At 71.9% G+C, this 23,105-nt stretch carries 28 protein-coding genes; 17 read left to right on the forward strand and 11 right to left on the reverse strand.

What is annotated here, in order from left to right:
- Window positions 1-10: 10 nt before the first annotated feature.
- The 6 genes from ACTWJ8_RS35530 (at window position 11) to ACTWJ8_RS35555 (ending at window position 6,324) form a co-directional block, all read left to right on the forward strand.
- Complete coding sequence (locus ACTWJ8_RS35530; RefSeq protein WP_356373160.1) at window positions 11-808, forward strand: SAM-dependent methyltransferase; 798 nt, start codon at window positions 11-13, stop codon at window positions 806-808.
- Window positions 809-957: 149 nt separating this feature from the next.
- Complete coding sequence (locus ACTWJ8_RS35535) at window positions 958-2,082, forward strand: glycoside hydrolase family 76 protein (protein WP_356373159.1); 1,125 nt, start codon at window positions 958-960, stop codon at window positions 2,080-2,082.
- 158 nt (window positions 2,083-2,240) lie between these two features.
- A complete protein-coding gene (locus tag ACTWJ8_RS35540; protein ID WP_443261618.1) occupies window positions 2,241-3,293 on the forward strand; it encodes a 2,3-butanediol dehydrogenase in 1,053 nt (350 codons plus the stop codon).
- Between the two features lie 120 nt (window positions 3,294-3,413).
- A complete protein-coding gene (locus ACTWJ8_RS35545) occupies window positions 3,414-4,379 on the forward strand; it encodes an alpha/beta hydrolase (RefSeq protein ID WP_443261619.1) in 966 nt (321 codons plus the stop codon).
- Window positions 4,380-4,427: 48 nt separating this feature from the next.
- On the forward strand, window positions 4,428-5,426 hold the full coding sequence (locus ACTWJ8_RS35550; protein ID WP_443261620.1) for a hypothetical protein: 999 nt from the start codon (window positions 4,428-4,430) through the stop codon (window positions 5,424-5,426).
- A 28-nt stretch (window positions 5,427-5,454) separates the two neighbouring features.
- A complete protein-coding gene (locus tag ACTWJ8_RS35555; protein WP_443261622.1) occupies window positions 5,455-6,324 on the forward strand; it encodes an SDR family NAD(P)-dependent oxidoreductase in 870 nt (289 codons plus the stop codon).
- A 63-nt stretch (window positions 6,325-6,387) separates the two neighbouring features.
- On the opposite strand, the gene ACTWJ8_RS35560 is transcribed toward ACTWJ8_RS35555, so the two are convergent.
- Window positions 6,388-7,074 carry a DUF2848 domain-containing protein gene (locus tag ACTWJ8_RS35560; RefSeq protein WP_356373154.1) on the reverse strand — a complete coding sequence of 229 codons (687 nt, stop codon included), beginning with the start codon at window positions 7,072-7,074 and terminating at the stop codon, window positions 6,388-6,390.
- A gap of 168 nt (window positions 7,075-7,242) precedes the next feature.
- Here ACTWJ8_RS35560 and ACTWJ8_RS35565 point away from each other — a divergent pair, with 168 nt between their 5' ends.
- Complete coding sequence (locus ACTWJ8_RS35565) at window positions 7,243-8,592, forward strand: MFS transporter (protein ID WP_356373153.1); 1,350 nt, start codon at window positions 7,243-7,245, stop codon at window positions 8,590-8,592.
- Window positions 8,593-8,637: 45 nt separating this feature from the next.
- Window positions 8,638-9,459, forward strand: coding sequence for a carbon-nitrogen hydrolase family protein (locus tag ACTWJ8_RS35570; RefSeq protein ID WP_443261623.1), 822 nt, complete (start codon window positions 8,638-8,640; stop codon window positions 9,457-9,459).
- Between the two features lie 72 nt (window positions 9,460-9,531).
- On the opposite strand, the gene ACTWJ8_RS35575 is transcribed toward ACTWJ8_RS35570, so the two are convergent.
- Window positions 9,532-10,161 carry a GntR family transcriptional regulator gene (locus tag ACTWJ8_RS35575; RefSeq protein ID WP_443261624.1) on the reverse strand — a complete coding sequence of 210 codons (630 nt, stop codon included), beginning with the start codon at window positions 10,159-10,161 and terminating at the stop codon, window positions 9,532-9,534.
- 40 nt (window positions 10,162-10,201) lie between these two features.
- The gene (locus tag ACTWJ8_RS35580) at window positions 10,202-10,597 is read right to left on the reverse strand and encodes a winged helix-turn-helix transcriptional regulator (RefSeq protein ID WP_443261625.1); all 396 of its coding nucleotides are present in this window, start codon (window positions 10,595-10,597) and stop codon (window positions 10,202-10,204) included.
- A gap of 86 nt (window positions 10,598-10,683) precedes the next feature.
- On the opposite strand from ACTWJ8_RS35580, the gene ACTWJ8_RS35585 reads away from it, so the two are divergent.
- Window positions 10,684-11,595, forward strand: a complete 912-nt coding sequence (locus ACTWJ8_RS35585; protein ID WP_443261626.1) for an NAD(P)-dependent oxidoreductase — start codon at window positions 10,684-10,686, stop codon at window positions 11,593-11,595.
- Window positions 11,592-12,479 (forward strand): NAD(P)-dependent oxidoreductase, encoded by an 888-nt coding sequence (locus ACTWJ8_RS35590; RefSeq protein ID WP_443261627.1) that lies wholly within the window; start codon window positions 11,592-11,594, stop codon window positions 12,477-12,479. The genes ACTWJ8_RS35585 and ACTWJ8_RS35590 overlap by 4 nt, the downstream gene beginning before the upstream one ends.
- A 16-nt stretch (window positions 12,480-12,495) precedes the next feature.
- On the opposite strand, the gene ACTWJ8_RS35595 is transcribed toward ACTWJ8_RS35590, so the two are convergent.
- Window positions 12,496-13,272: a DUF6333 family protein gene (locus ACTWJ8_RS35595; RefSeq protein WP_443261628.1), complete on the reverse strand. Its 777-nt coding sequence runs from the start codon at window positions 13,270-13,272 to the stop codon at window positions 12,496-12,498.
- A gap of 149 nt (window positions 13,273-13,421) precedes the next feature.
- The gene (locus ACTWJ8_RS35600; RefSeq protein WP_443261629.1) at window positions 13,422-14,273 is read right to left on the reverse strand and encodes an alpha/beta fold hydrolase; all 852 of its coding nucleotides are present in this window, start codon (window positions 14,271-14,273) and stop codon (window positions 13,422-13,424) included.
- A 118-nt stretch (window positions 14,274-14,391) separates the two neighbouring features.
- Here ACTWJ8_RS35600 and ACTWJ8_RS35605 point away from each other — a divergent pair, with 118 nt between their 5' ends.
- From ACTWJ8_RS35605 to ACTWJ8_RS35615, 3 genes are all read left to right on the forward strand, one after another.
- A complete protein-coding gene (locus ACTWJ8_RS35605) occupies window positions 14,392-14,775 on the forward strand; it encodes a winged helix-turn-helix transcriptional regulator (RefSeq protein WP_443261631.1) in 384 nt (127 codons plus the stop codon).
- Window positions 14,772-15,227: a hypothetical protein gene (locus ACTWJ8_RS35610; RefSeq protein ID WP_443261632.1), complete on the forward strand. Its 456-nt coding sequence runs from the start codon at window positions 14,772-14,774 to the stop codon at window positions 15,225-15,227. Before ACTWJ8_RS35605 ends, ACTWJ8_RS35610 begins: the two co-directional genes overlap by 4 nt.
- A 104-nt stretch (window positions 15,228-15,331) precedes the next feature.
- Window positions 15,332-16,138: an alpha/beta fold hydrolase gene (locus ACTWJ8_RS35615; RefSeq protein WP_443261633.1), complete on the forward strand. Its 807-nt coding sequence runs from the start codon at window positions 15,332-15,334 to the stop codon at window positions 16,136-16,138.
- Here the strand turns inward: ACTWJ8_RS35615 and ACTWJ8_RS35620 are convergent.
- Complete coding sequence (locus ACTWJ8_RS35620; RefSeq protein ID WP_356373142.1) at window positions 16,135-16,533, reverse strand: PPOX class F420-dependent oxidoreductase; 399 nt, start codon at window positions 16,531-16,533, stop codon at window positions 16,135-16,137. The genes ACTWJ8_RS35615 and ACTWJ8_RS35620 overlap by 4 nt on opposite strands.
- A 72-nt stretch (window positions 16,534-16,605) precedes the next feature.
- Here ACTWJ8_RS35620 and ACTWJ8_RS35625 point away from each other — a divergent pair, with 72 nt between their 5' ends.
- The 3 genes from ACTWJ8_RS35625 to ACTWJ8_RS35635 all read left to right on the forward strand — a co-directional run bounded on the left by ACTWJ8_RS35625 (window position 16,606) and on the right by ACTWJ8_RS35635 (window position 18,882).
- On the forward strand, window positions 16,606-17,586 hold the full coding sequence (locus ACTWJ8_RS35625) for a zinc-dependent alcohol dehydrogenase family protein (RefSeq protein WP_443261634.1): 981 nt from the start codon (window positions 16,606-16,608) through the stop codon (window positions 17,584-17,586).
- Between the two features lie 82 nt (window positions 17,587-17,668).
- Complete coding sequence (locus tag ACTWJ8_RS35630; RefSeq protein WP_443265094.1) at window positions 17,669-18,232, forward strand: GNAT family N-acetyltransferase; 564 nt, start codon at window positions 17,669-17,671, stop codon at window positions 18,230-18,232.
- Window positions 18,233-18,387: 155 nt separating this feature from the next.
- Window positions 18,388-18,882 (forward strand): GNAT family N-acetyltransferase, encoded by a 495-nt coding sequence (locus ACTWJ8_RS35635; RefSeq protein ID WP_443261635.1) that lies wholly within the window; start codon window positions 18,388-18,390, stop codon window positions 18,880-18,882.
- Window positions 18,883-18,920: 38 nt separating this feature from the next.
- On the opposite strand, the gene ACTWJ8_RS35640 is transcribed toward ACTWJ8_RS35635, so the two are convergent.
- From ACTWJ8_RS35640 to ACTWJ8_RS35660, 5 genes are all read right to left on the reverse strand, one after another.
- The gene (locus ACTWJ8_RS35640) at window positions 18,921-19,337 is read right to left on the reverse strand and encodes a hypothetical protein (protein ID WP_443261636.1); all 417 of its coding nucleotides are present in this window, start codon (window positions 19,335-19,337) and stop codon (window positions 18,921-18,923) included.
- A gap of 46 nt (window positions 19,338-19,383) precedes the next feature.
- Complete coding sequence (locus tag ACTWJ8_RS35645) at window positions 19,384-20,226, reverse strand: alpha/beta fold hydrolase (protein ID WP_443261637.1); 843 nt, start codon at window positions 20,224-20,226, stop codon at window positions 19,384-19,386.
- A 30-nt stretch (window positions 20,227-20,256) separates the two neighbouring features.
- Window positions 20,257-20,523, reverse strand: coding sequence for a DUF6332 family protein (locus ACTWJ8_RS35650; protein ID WP_443261638.1), 267 nt, complete (start codon window positions 20,521-20,523; stop codon window positions 20,257-20,259).
- Window positions 20,524-20,589: 66 nt separating this feature from the next.
- Window positions 20,590-21,609: a CU044_5270 family protein gene (locus ACTWJ8_RS35655; RefSeq protein ID WP_443261639.1), complete on the reverse strand. Its 1,020-nt coding sequence runs from the start codon at window positions 21,607-21,609 to the stop codon at window positions 20,590-20,592.
- The gene (locus ACTWJ8_RS35660) at window positions 21,606-22,232 is read right to left on the reverse strand and encodes an RNA polymerase sigma factor (protein WP_443265096.1); all 627 of its coding nucleotides are present in this window, start codon (window positions 22,230-22,232) and stop codon (window positions 21,606-21,608) included. The genes ACTWJ8_RS35655 and ACTWJ8_RS35660 overlap by 4 nt, the downstream gene beginning before the upstream one ends.
- A gap of 238 nt (window positions 22,233-22,470) precedes the next feature.
- Here ACTWJ8_RS35660 and ACTWJ8_RS35665 point away from each other — a divergent pair, with 238 nt between their 5' ends.
- Window positions 22,471-23,061, forward strand: a complete 591-nt coding sequence (locus ACTWJ8_RS35665; RefSeq protein ID WP_443261640.1) for a hypothetical protein — start codon at window positions 22,471-22,473, stop codon at window positions 23,059-23,061.
- Window positions 23,062-23,105: the final 44 nt, after the last annotated feature.

Raw genomic sequence — 23,105 nt, forward strand, 5'->3', positions numbered from 1 at the left:
GGAGCACGTCGTGGCGCAGGACGGCAAGGGCGTCGGGCCGATCGACACCAGCAGGCCGCACCCGGCGCGGGTGTACGACTACCTGCTGGGCGGCAAGGACAACTACGCGGTGGACCGCGAGGCCGGAGAGGCGCTGGTGGCCGCCGCCCCCGAGGCCCGCGTCGGCCTGCGCGCCAACCGCGCCTTCATGGAACGCGCCATCCGCCACGTCGTCGGCGACGGCGTCCGCCAGATACTCGACATCGGCACTGGACTGCCCACGTCCCCGAACGTGCACGAGATCGCGGAGCAGGTGGCCCCCGGCGTCCGCGTCGCCTACGTCGACAACGACCCCATCGTGAAGGCCCACGCCGACGCCCTCCTCGGCCGCTCGGGACAGACGGGTGTCGTCCTCGGCGACGTACGGGAACCGGCGCACATCCTGGAACACCCGGACGTGCGCCGGCTCATCGACTTCGAGGAACCGGTGGCGCTCCTGCTCGTCGCCGTGCTGCACTTCCTCGCCGACAAGGAGGAACCCGGCCGGGTCGTGGCGACCCTGCGCGACGCCCTGCCCGCGGGCAGCTTCCTGGTCCTGTCGCACGCCACGAGCGACTTCGCGGACCGCCGCGACGCCGCGGCCGTCTACAACCAGGCGACGGCCTCGCTCAATCTGCGCTCGCGCGTGGAGGTGGAGACGTTCTTCGAGGGCTTCGAGCTGGTCGAACCGGGCGTGGCCCAGATCCCGTTCTGGCGTCCGGATACTCCGCCCGCGGCGGGGGCCGAGGAGGTCGGTTTCTACGGGGGTGTGGCGCGGAAGGTGGGGTGACAGGGCTGAAGGGGCCTCAAGTTCCGGTGTGTGCACCAGGGTTGACGGTGTATCACGCACCTGGTTTCGTTCTCACGGCGTGGCGCCACCGGAACGCGGTATGACAACGATGTCAGACCCCCATCTCGCCTCTCCGAAGGGACCGCACCATGCGCACCCGTGCAAGAACGCTCGCGACCAGAAGGCTTCCGAGCAGAAGGCTTCCGCTGCTCCTCACCGCCGCCGCCCTGACGTTCGGAATGCTCGCCGCAGGGCCCGCGAGCGCCGACACCCCACGGTCGGCCGACCGGCACCAGGACGCCGTGGACGCCGTCGACGGGCTGATGAGCTGGTGGAATCAGGACACCGGGGCCTTCGAGAGCACCGGATGGTGGAACAACGCCAATGACCTTCAGGCGCTGCTCGACTTCTGGCAGGCCCCGGGCGACACCGGAGGCCACGACATCAAGAAGATCGCCGCCACGGTCTACGAGAAGAACGTCGACGCCAAGGACGGCAAGTTCCGCAACGAGTACCTCGACGACACCGGCTGGTGGGGCCTCGCCTGGCTGCGGGCGTACGACCTCACCGGCGAGAAGAAGTACCTCGACACGGCCGTCGCCGACGCCGACCACATGTGGAAGCACCACGACGACACCTGCGGCGGCGGGGTGTGGTGGAACTACGACCACAAGTACAAGAACAGCATCACCAACGAACTGTTCATCACGCTCTCCGCGGGCATCCACAACCGCCTCGACCGCGACACCACGTACCTGGGACGGGCCCAGAACGTATGGGGCTGGTTCCAGTCGAAGAAGCTGATCAACAAGGACAACCTGATCAACGACGGGCTCAACGACGCCTGCGTCAACACGGGGGAGTCGACCACCTGGACGTACAACCAGGGTGTCATCCTCGGCGGGCTCGTCGAGCTGCACAAAGCGACCGGTTCCGACGCGGTGCTCGCCAAGGGGCGGAAGATCGCGGACGCGGTCGCCGCCTCGCCGCTGCTCGCCCCCGACGGGATCCTCTCCGAGCCGAACGACGACGGCTCGGACGGCGGCGCCGACGGTCCGTCCTTCAAGGGCGCCTACATGCGCGGACTCAGCGCCTTGAACCGCGCCCTGCCCGACCGCCCCTACTCCGGGTTCATCCAGCGACAGGCCGATGCGCTCAACACCCTTGACCGCAGTGGTGATTACTACGGGTTCCACTGGAACGGGCCCTTCGACAAGGCCGACGCCGCCCGTCAGCACAGCGCGCTCGACGCCCTGACGGCCGCCCTCTACTGACCTCGCCACCGCCCCCGAACGGGCACCGCGCGCATGGCGGGCCCGGTCCGTCGAATCCGCCGCGCTTGGCGGTGGTTCGGCGGAGCCGGGCGGAGCCACGATGAAGGCGCCGCCGCGTTCGTGGCGGGTTCGAGTGTCGAGGCAAGGAGAGATGACGCGTGAAGGCAGCACGGTTCCACGGCAAGGGAGATCTTCGCGTCGAGGAAGTGGCGGAGCCGAAGCCGGGGCCGGGGCAGGTGAAGCTGCGCAACGCCTTCGCCGGGATCTGCGGGTCCGACCTGCACTTCTACTTCTTCCCCGAGTCGCTGCCTTTCGATCCGAGCGAGCCGCATCCGCTGACCGGGGCCGCGTTGCCGCAGATCCTCGGGCACGAGTTCTCCGGCACCGTCGTCGAGGTCGGCGAGGGTGTCGAGGACGTACGGGTCGGGGACCGGGCCGCAGTGTATCCGCTCGCCGTGTCGTGCGGGGAGTGTGCCGCCTGCCGGCGGGGGCTGCCGTTCTCCTGCCGGCTGATGGGTGCGCTCGGGTCGAACGTCGACGGGGGAGGCCTCGCCGAGTACACGGTGTGCGACGCGTCGAAGGCACATGTGCTGCCGGACGGTGTCGACCTGCGGACGGGCGCGCTCGTCGAGCCGATGGCGGTGGGCTGGCACGCCGTCTCGCGCAGCGGTGTCGAGGCCGGCGGGTCCGCGCTGGTCGCGGGCGCGGGACCCATCGGCATCGGTACGTGGTTCGCGCTCAAGGCGCGGGGCGTGGAGAACGTGCTCGTGTCCGAGCCGAGCGCCGACCGGCGTGCGCTGATGAGCGCGCTGGGGGCCCGTGTCGTCGACCCCGTGAACGAGGATCTCGCGGCCGCCATCGCCGAGCTCACCGATGGCGCGGGCGTGGACGTCGCGGTGGACGCCGCGGGCGCGGGGCCCGCCATCACCTCCGCCGTGGCCGGTCTCGTGCCCGGCGGGCGGCTCGTCGTCGCCGCGCTGCACGAGCATCCGATGGACTTCCAGCCCACCCAGCTCATGATGGGCGAGACGGACATCGTGGGCGCCGTCGGCTACCGGCCCGAGGAGTTCGACGCCGTCATCGCGGCCATGGCCGACGGGTTCTACGACACCACGGGGTGGGTCAGCGAGCTGCCGCTGGAGGGGGTCGTGGACGCGCTGCACGCGCTGCGTGACGGCGTCGGTGCGAAGGTGCTGCTCCGGGTGGGCTGAGACCGCGCGAATGGCGGGGCGCGGCGCCCCGGACCGCGGCGTTCGGCGGTTCCGCGGGGCCGCCGCGCCCCGCACGATGGATCCATGCCGCGAGCACGCGGCGCAGACGAAGGAGCCCCGATGTCCGTGAACGTTCCGCGCCCGCCGTTCGACCCCGAACTGGAGGCGGTGCTCGCCGTTCTCGCCGACCAGATACCGCCGACGCTCACCGCGGAGATGATCCCGCAGATGCGCCAGGCGGCCCCGGCCGAGGTCACCGACGAACTGCTCGACGAGTCCGGGCTCACCAGGCGGGACGTCACGATCCCGGGACACCTCGGTGACGAGATCACCGTCTCCGTCATCGCCCGCGCGGACCACCAGGGACTCGGCCCCGGCATCTACCACACGCACGGCGGCGGCATGGTCACGGGCGACCGGTTCTCCGGCCTCGTACAGGCCCTGCCGTGGGTCGTCGAGCACGATGCCGTGCTGGTCACGGTCGACTACCGGCTCGCCCCCGAGCACCCCGACCCGTACCCCGTCGAGGACTGCTACGCCGGTCTGGTGTGGACCGCCGAGCACGCCAAGGAACTCGGCATGGACCCGGACCGGATGATCATCGCGGGGCAGAGCGCGGGCGGCGGCCTCGCGGCGGGCACCGCGCTGCTGGCGCGCGACCGGCAGGGCCCCGCCCTGATCGGCCAGGTGCTCATCTACCCGATGCTCGACGACCGGGACAGCACGGTGTCGTCGGCCCAGTACAGCGGGGTCGGGGTGTGGGACCGCGGCAGCAACGTCATGGGCTGGACCGCGCTCCTGGGGGAGCGGCGCGGCACGGACGACGTGTCGATCTACGCCGCGCCCGCCCGCGCGACCGACCTCACCGGACTGCCGCCCGCCTTCATCGACTGCGGCTCGGCCGAGGTGTTCCGCGACGAGGACGTCGCCTACGCCTCCGCGCTCTGGGCAGCCGGTGTCCAGGCCGAGCTGCACATCTGGCCCGGCGGCTTCCACGGCTTCGACCTGACCGCACCGCACACCGCCCTCGCGCACGCCATGACGGCCGCGCGAAACGCCTGGGTCGCGCGCACCCTGGGATCCTGAGGGCCGGCCCCGAGCCCGGGAACCCGCGGCAGGCATGAAGGAGCGCACGTGCACCAGTTGGTCGGACGGCTGAACTCACTCGACCCGCAGGCGAGCGAGACGCTGCGGATCGTGTCGTACTTCGATGTCCTGCTCACCAGGGGCGCGGGCCTCGACGGTCTGCTGCGCGGCGCCGCCGTCCTGTCCGGGACGGTCGCGGGGGCCGAGCTGCGGGGCCGGACGACCCGCCGCGATCCCGAAGGGCATCTGCACTCCGGCGCGGCGGACGAGCCCCTGCGCTCCGTACGGAGGTCCGGAGACGCCTGGACCGTGTGGCTCGAGCGGGAGGGCGAGCCGGGACCCAACGACGAGATGATCGTGGAACGGCTCGCGCTCGGCGTCGAGTTGATCGAGGCGCGGCGCCGTCCCGAGGGCGGCTTCGACGGTGTCATCGACGCCGAACGCCCGCTGTCCGAGCGCGTGACCCTCCTCGCCGAGCGGCGGCTCGAACCGGCGACGCCCGTGCGGATCCTGGCGACCCTCGCGGACACCGCCGAGACGGGCCGGCCCTCCGCGATCGTGCCGACCCGCTACGGGCTGCTGCGCGCCACCCTCGACGTCTCAGGAAACCTCACGCCGCCGGAGCCGGTCGGTCTGGGCACCTGGGTGCGGGCCGACCGCGCGCCCGAGTCGTGGGACGCGGCGATCGTCGCACTGCGCCTGACCGACGCCGCGACACCCGTCGTCGACGCGACGGACCTCGGCGCGATGCTCCTGCTCGCCCAGGCCTACGACCCGCGGGACCCGCACGACGACGTGCGCGCCCTCGCCGCCCTCGACCAGCGGGCGGCCGAGGTCCTGCGCACCCTCGTGGAGGCCGACAGCATCCGTTCCGCCGCCGCCGACCTGGGCATGCACCACTCCACGGTCCAGGCCCGCCACGACTCCCTGACCCACACCCTGGGCTACGACCCGCGCACGAACACGGGCCGCATGCGCTACATCGCCGCGGCCCTCCTGCTCCGCCTCGCCGACCCGATTCCCCCGAGCGGCTCCGGGACCGCGTAGCCGCTCCCGACACTCCACTGGAGGGCACATGAGCTGGCCGACAGGACACACGGCACTCGTCACCGGCGCGGCGTCCGGTATCGGCTTCGGCATCGCCAAGGCGCTGGTCGCCGTGGGCGCGAGGGTCGCGCTCGTCGACATCGACGCGGCACGGCTCCAGGAAGCCGAGACGTCCCTGCGGGCCGCCGGTGGCACCGTGCTGGCCGTGCCGTTCGACATCGCCGAGACCGACCGCTGGGAGGAGCTGGCCGACCGGGTGGAGGAGGCACTCGGCCCCGTGTCCGTGCTGTGCAACGTCGCGGGTGTCAACGGGGGCGGAACGGCCGACAGGACGCCGCTCGAAGTGTGGCGCTGGGTGCACGGCGTGAACCTCGACGCGCAGTTCGCCGCGGTGGCGGCCTTCCTGCCCCGGTTCCAGAGCCGCGGCGGCCGCACCCACATCCTGAACACGTCGTCCGTCGCGGGCCTGGTGCCGATGGCGGGGGTGGCCGCGTACGCCTCGTCGAAGTTCGCGAGCGCGGGGTTCTCGATGGTGCTGCGCGAAGAGCTCCGCGGCACGGACGTGGGTGTCTCGCTGCTCGTCCCGGGCTCGGTCGCCACGGCGATCAACTTCCACGCGGGCGAGGCCGAGGCGAAGCTGCTCGGACGGCAGATGGACAGGGAAGCGGCCGAGCGGAACAGCGCCCTGCTCTCCCGGGGAGCCGACCCCGACCGCGTCGGTGAGCAGGCGGTCGAGGCCGTGCGGGAGGGGCAGTTCCTGGTGGTCACCCACCGCGAGTGGGGCCCGTTCGTGACCCGGGTGCACCGGGAGATCGAGAACGCCTACGAGGGGTTCGACGGGCGGCACGGCCCCGACCCGGTCGCGACGGCGATGGCGGAGAGCGAACGCGTCGTCTGAGCACGCCCCGGCGGCCGGCCCCGCACACCGTGGAGCCGGCCGCCACGCCCGTTTCCGGAACGCTCAGCCGATCGGCACCGGCAGCGCCCGCACCGCGTACGACAGGTCGATGGTGTCGCCGGTCGACGGGTCCGCGAGCTCCACCCGCCACGCCTCGCCGAACTGGTCCACGCCCTCGGCCATCGGGATCGTGCCGGAGATCAGGACCGTGCCGGGGAGCAGCTCGCCGCGCTCGCGCAGGACGTCCGCCCAGTACGCGGGCGTGAGGAGTTCCGCGAGGGTGCCGTCCTGGATCAGGGACTCCTCGCCCCGCACCGTCACCCACGCGCGCAGCGTGATGTCGTCCAGGTGGTCCTGCACGTCCGCGAGGCGCCAGGCGCGGCGGGCCAGGACGTCGGGGCTCGCGTTCTTGCTCCAGGCCACGCCGTGCACCTCGAGCTCGCGGTCCGTGTGGTCGCACGCCGCCGTGAGCAGCAGCTCGCCGTCGGCCGCCACCACGAGCGCCCACTCCGCCTCGCCGGAGGTGCGGCCGTGCTGGACGGCGACCCGGTCGGTCTGCTGCGCCAGGTACGGGGAAATCGGGTAGAGGGCGGGGGTCGTGGTCGGCGCGGGCACACCGAGTTCGGCGAGCTCGGCGACGTGCGCGGCGACGTCGTCCTGGCTGCGACCGGCGTAGCCGGCGTTCAGGACCTGGGCGACCTCCACGTCGCGGGTGGAGCCGTCGGGCAGTTCGAAGGTGAGCAGCGTCATGGGAATCTCCAGGGGTGAGGGCAGGGCGGACGGTTGCGAAGCGGTTAACTTCCCGTTCGGGGCTTGCGCATACGACCTGTATACAAGAAGTATGCCGGAAGGTCGATGTCCCCCCGAACGTCGATGACCGCCCCCCGACCGTCGAAGTCCCCCGAACCGAGGACCGAAATGCTGCAAGACTCCCCGCGCGGCCCGGCCGCCGCACCGGTCGTCACCCCGAACCGCTCCGGTCTCGTCCGCGCCTTCTTCGCCAGCCTGACCGGCACCGCCCTGGAGTGGTACGACTTCGCCGTCTACTCGGCGGCGTCGGCCCTCGTCTTCGGCGACCTGTTCTTCCCCTCCGAGGACCCGCTCACCGGCACCCTCCTGGCCTTCTCCACGTACGCCGTCGGATACGTGTCGCGCCCGCTCGGCGGCATCGTCTTCGGCCGCCTCGGCGACGTCATCGGCCGCAAGAAGGTACTGATCGCGACGCTCGTCCTGATCGGCGCCGCGACGTTCCTCATCGGCCTGCTGCCCACCCACAGCAGCATCGGAGCCGCCGCGCCCATCGCGCTCGTCGTGCTGCGCTTCGCCCAGGGCGTCGGCGTCGGCGGCGAGTGGGGCGGCGCCGTGCTGCTCTCCAGCGAGTTCGGCGACCCGAAGAAGCGCGGGTTCTTCGCCTCCGCCGCACAGGTCGGACCGCCCGCCGGAAACCTCCTCGCCAACGGCGTGCTCGCCGCGCTCGGCGCCCTGCTCACCGAGGACCAGTTCCTCTCCTGGGGCTGGCGCGTCGCCTTCCTGATCTCCGGCGTCCTCGTCGGCTTCGGCCTGTGGATCCGCGCCAAGCTGGAGGAGACCCCCGTCTTCCAGGCCATGGAGGCCGAGCAGGCCCGCCCCGAGGCGCCCGTGCGCGAGGTCCTCACCCGCCAGCCCCGCGCCCTCGCCGCCGCGATCCTCTCCCGCGTCGCCCCGGACGTGCTGTACGCCCTGTTCACCGTGTTCGTGCTGACCTACGCCACCGACGAGCTCGACATGTCCCGCGGCTCGGCCCTGACCGCCGTCCTCATCGGGTCCTCGCTCCAGATCGTCCTGATCCCGCTCGCGGGCGCCCTGTCCGACCGGGTCAACCGCCGTCTCCTCTACGGCTGTTCGGCGGTCGGCGCCGGCGTGTGGCCGTTCGTCTTCTTCGGCATGGTCGACGGCGGCTCGTGGGGCCTGCTCACCCTCGGCGTGATCGTCGCGCTCGTCCTGCACTCGCTGATGTACGGGCCGCAGGCGGCGTTCGTCGCCGAACAGTTCTCGCCGCGCCTTCGCTCCACCGGCTCCTCGCTCGCGTACACCCTCGCCGGACTCATCGGCGGCGCCATCGCCCCGCTGCTGTTCACGGCGCTGCTCGGCTCGTTCCACAGCTGGGTGCCGCTCGCGGTGTACGTCGCCGTCACCGCCGCCGTGACCGTCACCGGGCTGCTGCTGGGCCGCGACGCGGGGGCCGCGACCGACGAGGACGCCGAGCTGGTCGCGCAGGCGACCGCCTGATCCGTCAGTCTTTCAGTCGTACCGCTTCACCAGGAGGGACCCTTCATGCTCATCGCCCTGAGCCAGCTCACCACAGGACCCGACCCGGCCAAGAACCTCGACCTCATCGAGGAGCAGGCCCGGCGCGCGGCCGACGCGGGCGCCCGCGTCGTCGTGCTGCCCGAAGCCGCGATGGCCTGCTTCGGCACCCGCCTCGGCCCGCTCGCCGAACCGCTTGACGGGCCCTGGGCGAACCGGCTGCGGGCCATCGCCGCGGACGCCGGCATCGTGGTCGTGGCGGGCATGTTCACCCCCGCCGACGACGGGCGTGTCACCAACACGCTGCTCGCGACGGGTCCCGGCGTCGAGGACACGTACGACAAGATCCACCTCTACGACGCCTTCGGCTTCGCGGAGTCCGACAACGTCGCGCCCGGCACCCGCGTGGTCACCATCGACGTGGACGGCGTCCGGCTCGGCCTCGCCACCTGCTACGACGTGCGCTTCCCCGAACTGTTCCGGGCGCACGCCGACGCGGGTGCCGTCGCCACCCTGCTCCCCGCGTCCTGGGGCGCGGGCCCCGGCAAGGTCGACCAGTGGGAACTCCTCGTACGGGCACGGGCCCTCGACGCCACCGTGTGGGTCGCGGCGGTGGACCAGGCCGACCCGGCCGCGAGCGGCATCGAGACCAAGGGCACGGCGCCGACCGGCGTCGGACACAGCATGCTGGTCGGCCCCGACGGCACGGTCCGCGAGAGCCTGGGCGCCGAACCCGGCCTGATCGTCGCCGAGTTGGACGTCGACGAGCTCGAACGCGTCCGGGGGAAGATCTCCGTCCTGGCCAACCGGCGCCTCGGCCGCGACGGCTCGGCGATCACCCACCCGTAGCCGTACACAGTCGTACGACGACGGGGCCGGGCCGGGAACTCCCCGGTCCGGCCCCTCACTTCATGCGCCGGGTCACCCGGCGAGCAGTACCCGCAGCGTCGACTCCAGGTGACTGTCGATCGCTGCGGTGACCGCCTCCGCGTCACCGTCTGCGAGCGCGTCCAGGATCTTGCGGTGCTCGTCGATGACCGCCTGCTGACGGCCGCTCTGGTTGTACAACGCGACGACGCCCGCCCGTACTTGGCGGCTGCGCAGCCCGTCGTAGTGGCGGTCCAGCAGCCCGTTGCCGACGGCCGAGACGATCGTGGCGTGGAAGCGGTGGTCGATGTCGATGAACTCCTTGGCGTCGTCGGGCCCGCTCAGCCCGCGCTGGCGCTCCAGGAGTTCGGCCAGCTCGTCGAGCGGCACTTTGTCGGCCTTGATGACCTGCTCCGCCGCATACCGCTCCACCATGCCGCGCAGCTCCATCAGCTCGGTGATCTGCCGCCCGGTGAGCCGCGAGACCCGCGCGCCGCGCCGCGGCACCATCTCGACCAGATCCTCGGCGGCGAGCAGCAGCAGTGCCTCGCGGATGGGGGTGCGGGAGACGCCGATGCGGTCCGCGATCTCCTGCTCGGAGAGGAACTCGCCCTGCATCTCCGGGTCGGTGAGCACCGTCCCCTTGAGGTAGGCGTACGCCTTCTCCCGACCGGACGTCCCCATCTGAGCTCCCGTGGAATCGCATACAACTTGTATACGAAAGCTACCACGCTGCCGCGCCGGTCTCCGGGGCAACAGCCAGGCCGGTCTCCGGGACGACGGTCAGGCCCTGCTCGCGGATCCGGGTCCTGCCCCACTCGCCCAGCGGCCGCAGCGCCTCGTTGAGGGCCGTGCCCGACTCCGTCAGGGAGTACTCGACCCTTGGTGGCACCTCCGCGTACACCTCGCGGTGCACGAGGCCGTCCTCCTCCATCTGGCGCAGGTGCTGGGTCAGCATCTTCTCGCTGACGCCCGGCAGCGCGCGGCGCAGTTCCGCGAAGCGTCGGACGCCGTGGGTGTGCAGCTCCCACAGCACCAGGCCCTTCCACTTGCCGCTGACGACGTCGAGCGCGGCGTCGATGCCGCAGATGTACGGGCCGTTGCGGGGCGCCTTCGCCATGGGATCTCCTCACGCACCAAAAGGTAAGTACCGCAGTAAATAGTGGGTACTTCCGAGACGGTACACGGTCGCCCAGCATGGTCGTCGTGCCTGAACACACCACGAACCCAGCCCAGTTGACCGACCTCACCCTGCTCGGCCTCGGCGCCATGGGCAGCGCGCTGACCACCGCGCTGCTCGACGCCGGACGTTCCGTGACCGTCTGGAACCGCACCCCGGAACGAGCCGCGGAGTCCGTCGCCCGCGGTGCCCGCGCCGCCGGGTCCGTGCGCGAGGCCGTGATCGCGAGCCCGGTCGTCGTCGCCTGCCTCCTCAAGTACCCCTCGGTCCGCGAGACCCTCGACCCGGTCGCCGACGCGCTCCGCGGCCGCACCCTGCTCAACCTCACGACCACGACGCCGAACGAGTCCCGCCGACTCGCCGCCTGGGCGGCCGACCACGGCATCGACTACCTCGACGGCGCCGTGATGGCCGTGCCCGCCATGATCGGCTCCGGCGACGGGCAGATCTTCTACAGCGGATCACGGGCCGTGTACGACGCCCTGCGGCCGACGCTCGACCTCTGGGCCGCCCCCGAGTACCACGGCGCGGACGCCGGGCAGGCGGCCCTCGTGGACCTCGCGATGCTGTCGGGGATGTACCAGATGTTCGTGGGCTTCCTGCACGGCGCCGCGATGGTCGCCACGACGGGCATGAGCGCGGCCGGGTTCGCGGCGCGGCAGGCGCCGTTCCTCGCCGCCATGACCCAGGAGCTCGCCGGCTACGCGAAGGTGGTCGACGGCGGCGACTACACGGTGCCAGGACAGCAGAGCCTCGACTTCTCCGACCTCACCCCCCTCGTGCGCGCCAGCGAGGAACAGGGCGTCGACGCGGGCCCGATCGCCGCCGTCCAGGAGCGGATCGCCCGGCAGATCGCCGCCGGGCACGGCTCCGACGGCCTCGCCCGGATCTACGAGACGCTCCGCGCGGCCCGCGCGGAGGAAGGGAACGCCGCATGAGTGCCACACCCGTCACCCTCATCGGCCTCGGCCCCATGGGGCAGGCCATGGTCAGGGCGCTGCTCGCGGCCGGCCACCCGGTCACCGTCTGGAACCGCACCGCCGCCCGCGCCGAGGGTGTCGTTGCCGACGGAGCCACCCTCGCCGCCACGCCCGCCGACGCGGTCGCCGCGAGCGACCTGGTCGTCCTCAGCCTCACCGACTACGCGGCGATGTACGACATCCTCGGCACCGCGACCGAAGCCCTCTCGGGGCGGACGCTCGTCAACCTCAGCTCGGACACCCCCGACCGCGCCCGCGAGGCCGCGACGTGGGCGGCCTCGCACGGCGCGACGTTCCTGACGGGCGGCGTGATGACACCCGCGCCGATGGTCGGCACGGAGGAGGCGTACGTCTACTACAGCGGCCCGACCGAGATCTTCGCGGCGCACCGCGCGACCCTTGCCCGCATCGGCGCACCCCGCCACCTCGGTGACGACCCGGGCCTCGCCCCACTCATGTACCTGGCCCACCTCGACGTCTTCCTGACCAGTCTGTCCGCACTGCTCCACGGCACGGCGCTGCTCGGCTCCGCGGGCATCACCGCGAAGGACGCGGTGGGGGAGTTGATGTCGACGCTGGCGGGCATCCCGGCCATGCTCCGGGCCGGCGCGGACATCGGCACCCAGATCGACGCGGGCGAACACCCCGGCGACCTCAGCACGGTGACGATGATGGGCGCGACCGCCGACCACATCGCCGTCGCGACGGCCGCGGCGGGCCTCGACCCGGCACTGCCGCACGCGGTGCGGGCGCAGTACCACCGTGCGATCGCGGCCGGCCACGGAAAGGAGAACTGGACCCGCACCATCGACGCCATCCGCGCCCCACGGCTCGACGCCTAGGGGGGGCGGGGCACGGCTACGGGAACCAGACGTCGTCGATGTTGTCCCTGCCGTGTTCGGTCCGCTCGACCAGGAACGTCGACTCGCGGCGCTGCTCGTGCACGTACACGCTCAGGGCGCCGCCGGTGAGGGTGTGGAGGAACGCGTGGAAATCCGCGATCCCACCGCCGTCCTCGTCCCCGTCCTCGTCGTCATTGAAGTACGCCGCGCAGGCCGCTCCGGGACCGACGCCCGCCGCGGCCAGCGTGGCGCGCGGGTCGCCGACGGTCTCCAACTCGTCGAAGCCCTCGATCAGCAGATCCGGGGCGCCCGGCAGCGCCGCGAGCACCTTCATGTACGAGGCGCCGAAATCCCGCTCGCAGACGGCGACGATCCGCGCGTCGGGGAACCGCTTCCGCAGCGCATCGAACTCCATGTCCAGGGCCCCGCCGAGACCGTCCTCGACGAGGGCCGGGTCGGTGATCTTCACCGTGGAGCCCCACACGGCCACGCTCACCTCGTCGAGGTGTTCCCGCACGGTGGGGCTCCCCGGATGCGAGAGCCGGGCCGGGGCGTCCTCGCGGCGCACCGACGCGACCGTGGAGAGCGACAGGACCGCCGCCCGCGCCGCCTCGGCGTCGTGGGCGGTGGCCACCGGCCGGTCGCGTGGCATGAGCGGGGCGGAGAACGGCGGGTGGACGACCACGAGATGCGCGTGACCGGAGTGCCGGATGTCCACCGGGGTGCCGGGAGGTACGGGAGCGGGGCCGGAGTTCATGGCGGCGAGTATCCCGTCCCGTCCACGCCCGGTCACCGGAACCACCTCTTCGTTCCGGACTCTTCACGATGGAATCGAGCCATCCGCTTGATTGATTCGGCTGTTCTGACGTGAGCGGGTGCCGCGGAGGCCGCGAGCGTGTGTCCCGTGGCGGCGATCGAGGTGAGCGAACGGGCGTGAGGGTGTCACGCCGCCTGCGGGACCTCACCGCCCAGGAACGGACGCAGTAGAGCGAGCAACGCGGCAGGGCGGTGCAGCGGCACGATGTGGCCGCAGTCCTCGATGAGGTGGGCGGTGAGGTCGTCGGCGACCGGGCGGAGCTGCCGCTCGAGCGCGGTGCCGACGGGCTGGGCGCCCACCGCCAGCGTGGGCACGGTGAGCCGGGTCCTCGCGACCGCCGCGTCGATCTGCGCGGCGCTCTCCGGCAGCGCCCGGTAGTACGCGAAGGCGTGGCGCAAGGCCTCGCGGCCGGTGTACGCGCGGACGAAGGCGTCGCGGATGGCGGGGCGCACCCCGTCGCCCAGCGTGCCCGCGTGCAGGAACCAGTCGACGTACTCGGGCTCGTGCCCCTCGATCACGGTCTCGGCGAGGCCGTGCGCGGCGGCATGGAACCCGAACCACCACGGCGGCCCGCCCGCCAGGAACTCCTCGGCGCCCGGCAGTTGCCCCAGCAGGGACTCCATGACGACGAGCCGACGTACGAGATCCGGCCGCCGCAGAGCGAGCAGAAACGCCGGCGGGGCACCGGCGTCGATCCCCACGACCGCGGCCGACGACACATCAAGTGCGGCGAGGAGGGCCTCCGCGTCCTCGGCGAGGGTGCCCGCGTCGTACCCGTCCGCCGCCCGGCCGCTCGCGCCGAACCCGCGCAGATCGGGTGCGATGACGAGATGACGGTCGGAGAGCCCGGCGATGACATCGGTCCACAGCTCCCAGGTGTGCGGAAAGCCGTGCAGCAGGAGGACGGGCGGCCCCGACCCGGCGAGGGCGACGTTGAGTCGGACACCGTTCACGTGGAAACGACGCAGCTCAGTCACGGAGAACTCCAGTAGGGGAGTGGAGGGACAGGGTGGTGAGGAATGGTGACCACCTCACCGTAGGCAACTACGCTGTCTCTCCCAAGACGGCACTTTCCCTTCAGGTGGTGAGCTCCAGGTGACCACGTCCAGAACCGGCGACCTGCTGGATCCGCTCTGCCCGACCCGCCAACTGCTCGACCGCATCGGCACGAAGTGGACGTCGATGGTGGTCAAGGTGCTCGCGGAGCAGGCCCCGGACGAACTCCGCTTCGCCGAACTGCGGCGCCGTGCCCCCGGTATCTCGCAGAAGATGCTGTCGGTCACCCTCCAGAGCCTGGCCCGCGACGGACTGGTGGCACGCCGCGTGGAACCCACGGTGCCGCCCGCCGTCCACTACCGGCTCACCGACCTCGGCCTCTCCCTCGAAGCCCCGCTGTCCGCCCTGCGTACGTGGGCGGAGACTCACATGCCGGAGATCGACCGCAACAACCAACTCGCGGACGGAGTCACGCCCCGATGACGTACCCGCATCTGGCGACCACCGAGGCCGCGGTGGCGGCCGTCCGGGAAATCGCCGCGGAACACCGCCTGGACATGACCGTCACCGACGACATCGGCGCCGACCAGACGTCCCGCCGCACTTCGGCCGGCGCGTTCACCGTCCTCGACCCGGACGGCTCGCTCCCGCACGAGGCCCACATCGACCTCGGCGGCACACCGTCCGTGTCCGTCCGGATCTTTCCCGAGGACGACGCGAGGATCACGGTCGAGAACGTCGACTTCCACGACATCCCCCGCGACGCCGTCCCGGCCTTCCTCCGCTCCGTCTACGGCGGCCTCGCCCACGTCCGCCGCAAACGCTTCCCACCCGCCCTGTGGCTGCTCGTCCCCCTCCCCGCCGACACCACCCACAAGGAACTGATCCCACCCATGTCCCTGAGCCCGTGGCTGGCCCGCAACGTGCGTGACTAGCAAGGGCGTTGCGGGCGCGGCGATGAGCTTTCGGTCCGCGCGGAGTCCTCCCTGTGTCAGTCGGTCGCCGCGATCATGGCGACCGCCAAGGGGAAGGATCATTCGTGACCACCACTCGAACCCTCCAGGTCGTCGGCGGGCGGCTGCACTACGAAGTCCGGGGCTCCGGACCGCTGTTGCTGCTGATGGGATCGCCGATGGACGCCGCGGCGTTCGGTCCTCTGGCCGACGCGCTCGCCGAGGACCGCACCGTCGTCACCCACGACCCGCGCGGCATCTCCGGCAGTGTCCTCGACGACCCCGGACAGGACTCCACGCCCGAGCTGCGGGCCGACGACGTCGCCGCGCTCCTCGACGCCCTGAACGCGGAGTCCGCCGACGTGTTCGGCAGCAGCGGCGGGGCCGTCACCGGTCTCGCGCTCGTCGCGCGGCACCCGGGGCGTGTGCGCACGCTCGTCGCCCACGAACCGCCGCTCCTGACACTGCTCCCCGACGCAGCGGCACAGCTCGCCGCGTCCGACGACATCGTCGAGACCTTCCACCGGGAGGGCGTGGGCGCGGCGTGGGGGAAATTCATGACGAACGCCGGGTTCGACGTCGGCGACGACGGTCCCGCGGGGCCGCCCGGAGAACCGTCGGAGCAGGACCTCGCCAACAGCGTCCGCTTCTTCGCCCACGAGCTGCGGGACACCGTCCGCCACGTCCCCGACACCGCCGCGCTGAAGGCCGGGGCGGACCGTGTCGTCGTCGGGGTCGGCGAGGCATCGACCGCCCTGATCACGCACGCGACGTCCACGGCGCTGGCCGAGCGTCTGGGCACGCCACCGGCTCCGTTCCCCGGCGACCACGGAGGCTTCATCGGGCAGCCCAAGGAGTTCGCCGAACGGCTGCGGCAGGTGCTGACGTCCTAGAACGTGATCTCGATGCCGATCACCGGATGGCGGCGGTGGCGGCCCGACAGGGCGGACCACCAGTCGCCGATGCGGGCCAGGGCGTACTTCTGGCGGAGCAGGGCGCCCGCCTTCTTCGTGCCCTCCTCGTCGAGGACGCGGCCCGTGCCCGACGCGCGTACGGCGTCGGGGGCCACGCGGCCGCGGACGTCGCAGACGGCGACCTCCGCGCGGGCGTCGCGGCGCAGGCGCTTGACCTTCCACGCCGCGGCGGCGCTGCGCACGTACAGGCGCTCGCCGTCCATGGCGTGCCAGACGGGGGTGGCGCGCGGGGTGCCGTCCTTGCGGTAGGTGGTGAGGCTGACGTAGCGGGCGCGCTGGAGGGCGGCGAGGGTGGCGGGGTCGAGTGAGGTCACGCGGCCGACGGTACCCGGTACGGCGTCCGTAGAATGCGGGCTCGTACGTGTGCACAGGTAGGGAGGCCGGCGGTGCGGGCTGCCGTTGTCGAATCGCCCGGTCGGCTCGCCGATGTCCTGACCGTCCGTGAGGTGGTCGATCCGGGAGTGCCGGGCGCGGGGGAGGTCGTGGTGCGCATGCTGGCGACCACCGTGAATCCGTCCGACGAGGTCACTGTCTCGGGCGCGTACGGGTCGCGGACCACCTTCCCGATGGTTCCCGGGTTCGAGGGTGTCGGGGTGGTCGAGGCGGTCGGTCCCGGGGTGCCCGAGGACGCCGTGGGGCGGCGGGTGCTGCCGCTCGGGTCGGCGGGCAACTGGCAGCAGTACAAGCGGCTCGACCACTCGTGGTGCGTCCCGGTGCCGGACGAACTCCCCGACGACGTCGCCTGCTTCGCGTACATCAACCCGCTGACGGCGACGCTGATGGTCGACGGTTTCCACCGGCCGGGCGCGCGCAACGTCGTCGTCACGGCCGCGACCTCGGCCATCGGAGGACACCTGGCCGAACTGCTCGCCGACCGAGGCGTCGCACCGATCGGTGTCGTGCGCGGCACACCGGGACGGGACGTCGCCGAGCTCTCCCACTGGCGGGCCGTGATCCGCACGAACGAGCCCGACTGGCGGGCCCGCCTGCGTACGGCACTCGGACCGCGCGGCGCCGACATGACGTACGACTGCGTCGGCGGCGATGTGGGCGGGGACGTGTTCGCGGCGACGGCGCGCGAGGGTGTGTTCGTGCACTACGGGCTCCTGTCGGGCACACCCCTCCCCGCGAGCTGCTTCGACGGCCACGGTGCCCGCGTCGAACTGTTCCGCCTCCGCGACACGGTCCAACAGCACGACGGCCGCCACCTCCCCGCCCTCTTCGCCCCCGTCTTCGGCCACCTGCGCCGCGGCCGGCTGCGGACGACGGTGGGCGCCCGCGTCGGCCTCGGCGAACTGGCCACGTACCTCAAGAGCGCGGAGAGCGGCGGACGTTCTGGCAAGGTCCTCATCGACGCGCAGCGGTGAGCGAAAACCCGTTGCGGACGGCCCGCGACCCGGATCTGATGGGGCGATCGTGTCACCGACCACGGAGGGGACGGGGATCGGAATGACGGGGGCGCTTCCCACACCCCATCTGCGCACCGCCCGCCTGCGCCTGCGCGCCTTCGAGGACGCCGACGCGAGCGCCCTCTACGCGTTGCAGAGCGACGCTCACGTCCTGCGCTACTGGGACTCACCACCCTGGACCGACCCCGCACGCGCCGACCAGTTCCTCGCGAACTGCCGGCGGATGGAACAGGAGGGCACCGGGGCGCGGCTCGCCGCGGAACGTGTCTCCGACGGCGAGTTCATCGGCTGGTGCACCCTGAACAGCTGGAACCCGGACTTCCGCAGTGCGTCGCTCGGCTACTGCTTCGCGGAGTCCGCATGGGGCCACGGCTACGCGACCGAGGCGGCGCGCGCCCTGCTGGGCTGGGCGTTCGACACCCTCGGCCTGAACCGCGTCCAGGCCGAGGCCGACACCCGCAACGCGGCCTCCGCCCGCGTACTCGAGAAGCTCGGCTTCGTACGAGAGGGAACCCTCCGCGAGGACTGCGTCGTCAACGGCGACGTGTCCGACTCGTGGGTCTACGGGCTCCTCAGACGCGAGTGGCAGCCGCAGCACTCCTGACCGGAACGCGCGCATCCCGGGGCTGGACATGGTCCGACCCTGGCCGCGGGCGGCGCCTCGCGGAAAGTGCCCCGCGGGCCGGGCTCCCGGGGCATGCTGGCCTCTGCGCGATTTCGACGGGGATCGAGACGCGTCCGGTACGACGTGGAGGCGTGATGAGTGACAACGGGGCCGTGGACATCTCGCTGCGACCGCTGACCGAGGCGGACATCCCCGCCCTCTTCGAGATCCAACTCGACGAGGGCGCACAGCGGTTGGCCGCCTTCGTCGATCCCGAGGCCGCGCGCGACGTCGACGCCTTCACGCGCAAGTACCGCAGGATCCTCGCCGACAACGCGACCGTGAACCGGATCGTGGAGGCGAACGGCGAGGTGATCGGGAGCGTTGCCACGTTCCCGATGGAGGGGGACATCGAGCTCACCTACTGGATCCGCAAGGACTGGTGGGGCAGGGGAGTCGCCACCGCGGCCGTCGCGGCGCTGCTCGCCGAGGTGAAGCACCGGCCGATCCACGCCCGGGTCGTCGAGGACAACACCGGATCCGTGCGGGTGCTGGAACGCAACGGGTTCGCGCGCATCGGCACCGACAAAGGCTTCGCCCCCGCCCGCCACACCGACGTCACCGAACTGATCTTCATCCGTACCGAGTGAGCGGTTCAGCACGCGGTGGCGCCCGGCGGCGGGCGGAGCTAGGACCTGGCGATTTCCTGCCGGAGTTGGTGAGTGAAACGGCGCAGGAGTTCCAACGTCTCCCGGAACTCGGCCCTGCGGTCGTCCCTGCCTTCGGTGGGCCGCGTGGCCCACACCCGGCGCGCGAGAGCGGCGGCGAGGTCGACGGTGTCGTCGGCGCAGAGCAGGTAGAGGCCGGAACGCGCTTCCTGCATCCGGTTGACCAACTCGTTGGCCCCGGGGCCGTCGTCACCCAGCTGCGTGTCCTTGAGGTGGTCCAGGAGCTGAACCACGGCCGTACTGAAGTTGATGCCGGCCTTGAGCTTCTGCTCGCGAAGCCACATGCGGTCCTGCCGCCGCGCGGTGAACCACGAACCGAACACCGCCCCGACGAGGCCGATGACGGCCCCGATGGCCACGGACAGGATGTTCTCCACGGTCAGCTCCCCCTCCGACGGACGGCGCCGCCAGGCTACAGAGCAGCTAGCGCAGCGACAGCATCGATTCGGTGATCGCCTCGACGTCCGCCTCGCGGATCGCGGTCGAGGCCTCGTCGAGGACGAGCAGTCGTGCTCCCGGGATGTCGCGCGCGAGCGCCTCGCCGTTGCCCACGGGGAAGAACGGGTCGTGGCGGCCGTGGACCACGAGGGTGGGGAGGCTGAGCTCGGGGAGGCGTTCGCGCCAGCGGGGTGTGCAGTCGAGCCGGGAGAACACCATGCCCAGGTGGTTGGCCATCTGGATCTGAGGGTCCGTGCCGGGTGTCCGGTCCCAGACGCGTGCCGCGGTCGCGCGCGCGGCGACGGGGTCGTTGCCCAGGACCTCCGCGCCGGCCGCCGCGAACTCCGCGACCGCCTCGCGGTCCGCCCAGTCGGGCATCGGTCTCGAGAACAACCGGCCCATCGTCGCCCCGTCGTGATCGGGAAGGTCGTCGTCGACCGGGCCGGGCGCGACGGGGCGGGTGCCGACCAGAGTGAGCGCCGAGAACGCCCCCGGGTGGTCGAGCGCGGCCACCTGCGCGACCATGCCGCCGACACCGATCCCCGCCAGGTGCGCGGGACCACCGCCGAGCGCCTCGACCAGGGCCGCCGCGTCGGCGGCCAGGTCGCGGAGCGTGTAGGCGGGCGCCTCCGGATCCCCGGTCGTGGACTCCCCGCTGTCGCGCAGGTCGTATCGCACGACCCGGCGCCCGCCCGCAGCGAGCCGCTCGCACAGCGCGTCGGGCCAGGACAGCATCGTCGTCCCGCCCGCGAGCAGGATGAGAGGCGCGTCCTCGGCACCGAACGACTCGATGCCGAGGGCGACGTCATTGGCTTTCACAGTGGTCATATGAGGGGAGACCGGAGCCGACCGCCGAACTCATCGGTGGTCGGCCCCGGAAGTCCGCTGCCCGAACCGCCACAGCACTTCCACGGTCCGCGCCACGAACGCGACGGCCGCGACCGCTCCCGCCGCCGTGACGAACCCGCTCCGCACCCCGCCGGACACCAGCCCGTACAGCACCGGCAGGATGACGACGAGGAAGGCGGCGCCCGCGTACAGCGCGGCGGAGAACAACGCGAAGCCGATCTCGGTGGTCATCGCGTCCCGCTCGGCCTGCGTCCGACGTGTGCCGTTCGTGTCCATGCCTGGGTCCCCCTGTCCCGGTGTTTCCTGCCAAGCGTAGAGGCAGCAGGGGGAATTGAGCTCGTGTCAGCTCTGTCGCGTCTTCGACGGTTCCTGGCCCGCCTTGTCGACGACCGCGTGGTCCAGGATCGCCGTGGCGGACATGAGCGTGCCCTTCTTGCCGTACGTGGAGTCCTCGACGAGATAGCTGCGCGAGCCGAGGAACGTCAGGTCCTGACGGTCGAAGACCCACTCGGTACGGGTGTGGAACTCGGTGTCGTCGCGGGCGATGCCGACGCCGGTGCGGCCGATGGCGTCATGGGCGTCGGGAGCCCTGGTCACTCCGGGGATCTTCGCGGCGGCCCGATACAGGGCGGCGGCCGTCTTGGGCGGCACAAGACCGCCGAGCATGCTGCCGATGCGGTCGAACACCTCCTGGTCGCGTTCCTGGCCCTCGAACCTGGGCGTCTTCTCGTACAGGTACGTGAGCAGCTCGTCCGGGTCGGTGGGCAGGGTCGACAGCCAGTGGTACGTCGGGCGGCCGAAGCCCTCCGGAGTTCCCTTGGTGTCACCCAGTTCGGCGTTGATCGGCAGTGTCTCGCCGTTCCGCTCCACGACGCCGAGTTTCTTCAGCGGCCCCGGCTCCTGCGCCAGCCACGTCCGGGACTCCTTCAGCGGCTCCATCACCGCCTTGCCACTGGCGAGTTCCGCGCCCTGGGACTTCTCCCGCGTGTACGCGAACTGGTCGTCGCGGACGGTGAGTTCCGCGCTCCTGCCCGCGGCGTCGGAGATCTGGGTCAGGAGGGCGACGGCGGGACGTGCCCTGTGCGGTGCCGGAGTGTCGTCGCCCGAGGCGAGAAGGGTGCTCGCCGCGAGGATCCCGCCGGCCGCGAGCGCCGCCACGGGCGCGAGCACGGCGGGACGCCACAGGCGCCTTGCGGGGGTGGCGGGGGTGGGCTCGGCGTTCTCGGCGTCGATGTGCCGCATCAGCTGTTCCTTGTGGTGGAGGTGCTGCGCGCGCGGGAGGGGGTGGCGCTCGGGGGCCGGCAGCAGCCGGGCGATCTCGGCGGCGTCGGCGTCCGCTCGTAGGTCCTTGTCCTGGCTCATGCCGTCTCCTCCCGCACGGGCAGGGCCGCGAGTGCGGCGTCACCCTTCGTCTCTCCGCGAGCGGTGCGCGGTTCCGGAAAATCCTGGCGTGCGGCCTGCGCCTCGTCGGTGAGTCGGGCCAGCTTCGCGCGGGCCCGCGACAGGCGGGAGCGCACGGTGCCGACGGGCACACCGAGCGCCTCGGCGGCCTGGCGGTAGTCGAGGCCCGACCATACGCACAGCGTCAGCACCTCCCGTTCGGGGCGGCGCAGACGGTCGAGCGCGCTCTGGACGGCGGCCAGCCGGCGCGCGTCGTCGACCCGGCCCGCCACCTCGGCGGCGAAGTCCTCGACCACGGGGGAGCGGCGCTGGCGGGCCAGGAACGCCACGCGGCGGCGCAGGCCGCGGCGGGCGTTCTCCGCCTTGTGGGTGGCGATGCCGAGCAGCCAGGGGCGCAGCGAGCCCCCGTCCTCGTGGAGGCGCTCCCGCACCCGCCACGCGGTCAGGAACGTCTCGGACATGACGTCCTCGGCGGTCGTCCGGTCTCCGGTGAGCCACAGCGCGTGCTGATGCACGGCAGCGGCCCACCTCTCGTACAGCTCGGCGAACGCCTCGCGCTCCCCGGCGCGCACGCGTCTGCGCAGATCGTCTTCTGAGTCCCTCACACCGACTGTCTCTCCGTGACCCCGGCGGAGTTCCTGTGACCTGCGCCATGTTGTCGCCCGGCACGCTGAGCCGCGTGACAACCGTAGAGCAGAGTTCACGGAGCGACGACCGTCATGTCACGAACGTGTCCTGAGCGCGATCAAGGAGCAACTGCGTGCACCGCACCGCTGTCTGATGAGGCGGAAAGCACGACACGTACTCGCGGAGGACATCAGCATGCGCACTCGGAAGATCTCGGTACTGGCCGTCACCGCCGTCGCCCTCGGGCTGTCCCTGACGGCCTGCGACGGCAGCGAGGGTACCGACAACACATCCTCCGGTTCGCACTCGTCCGCGAGTGACACGGCATCGGCCACCGGCGCCGCGAAGACCGACGCGTCGACGTCCGGCGCATCGAAGTCCGACGCCTCGAAGGGTGCCTCGTCCGGGACGCCCGCCCAGTCCGACACCAAGTGCACGGACCAGATCAACTACGCGGGTGACCCCCGGTCGAACGCCGAGATCAACTCGATCGGGGCGCGCACCGGCACCTGCCCGCCGGTCCAGAAGCAGGAGTCCGACACCAAGTGCACGGACCAGATCAACTACGCGGGTGACCCCCGGTCGAACGCCGAGATCAACTCCATCGGCGCGCGGACCGGCACCTGCCCCACCCCGCAGAAGTCGGACAAGCCCGCAGGCACCCCGAAGAAGCCCGGCGTCAAGTGCACGGACCAGATCAACTACGCCGGTGACCCGCGCCCCAACGCCGAGATCAACTCCATCGGCGAGGACACGGGCTACTGCCCGCCCGTCCGCAAGGGCTGAGCACCGGTGGGGCCAGTTCCGTCAACGTCCCGGCTGAAAGGGGC

The organism is Streptomyces sp. SDT5-1 (assembly GCF_052245995.1).
Taxonomy (GTDB): domain Bacteria; phylum Actinomycetota; class Actinomycetes; order Streptomycetales; family Streptomycetaceae; genus Streptomyces.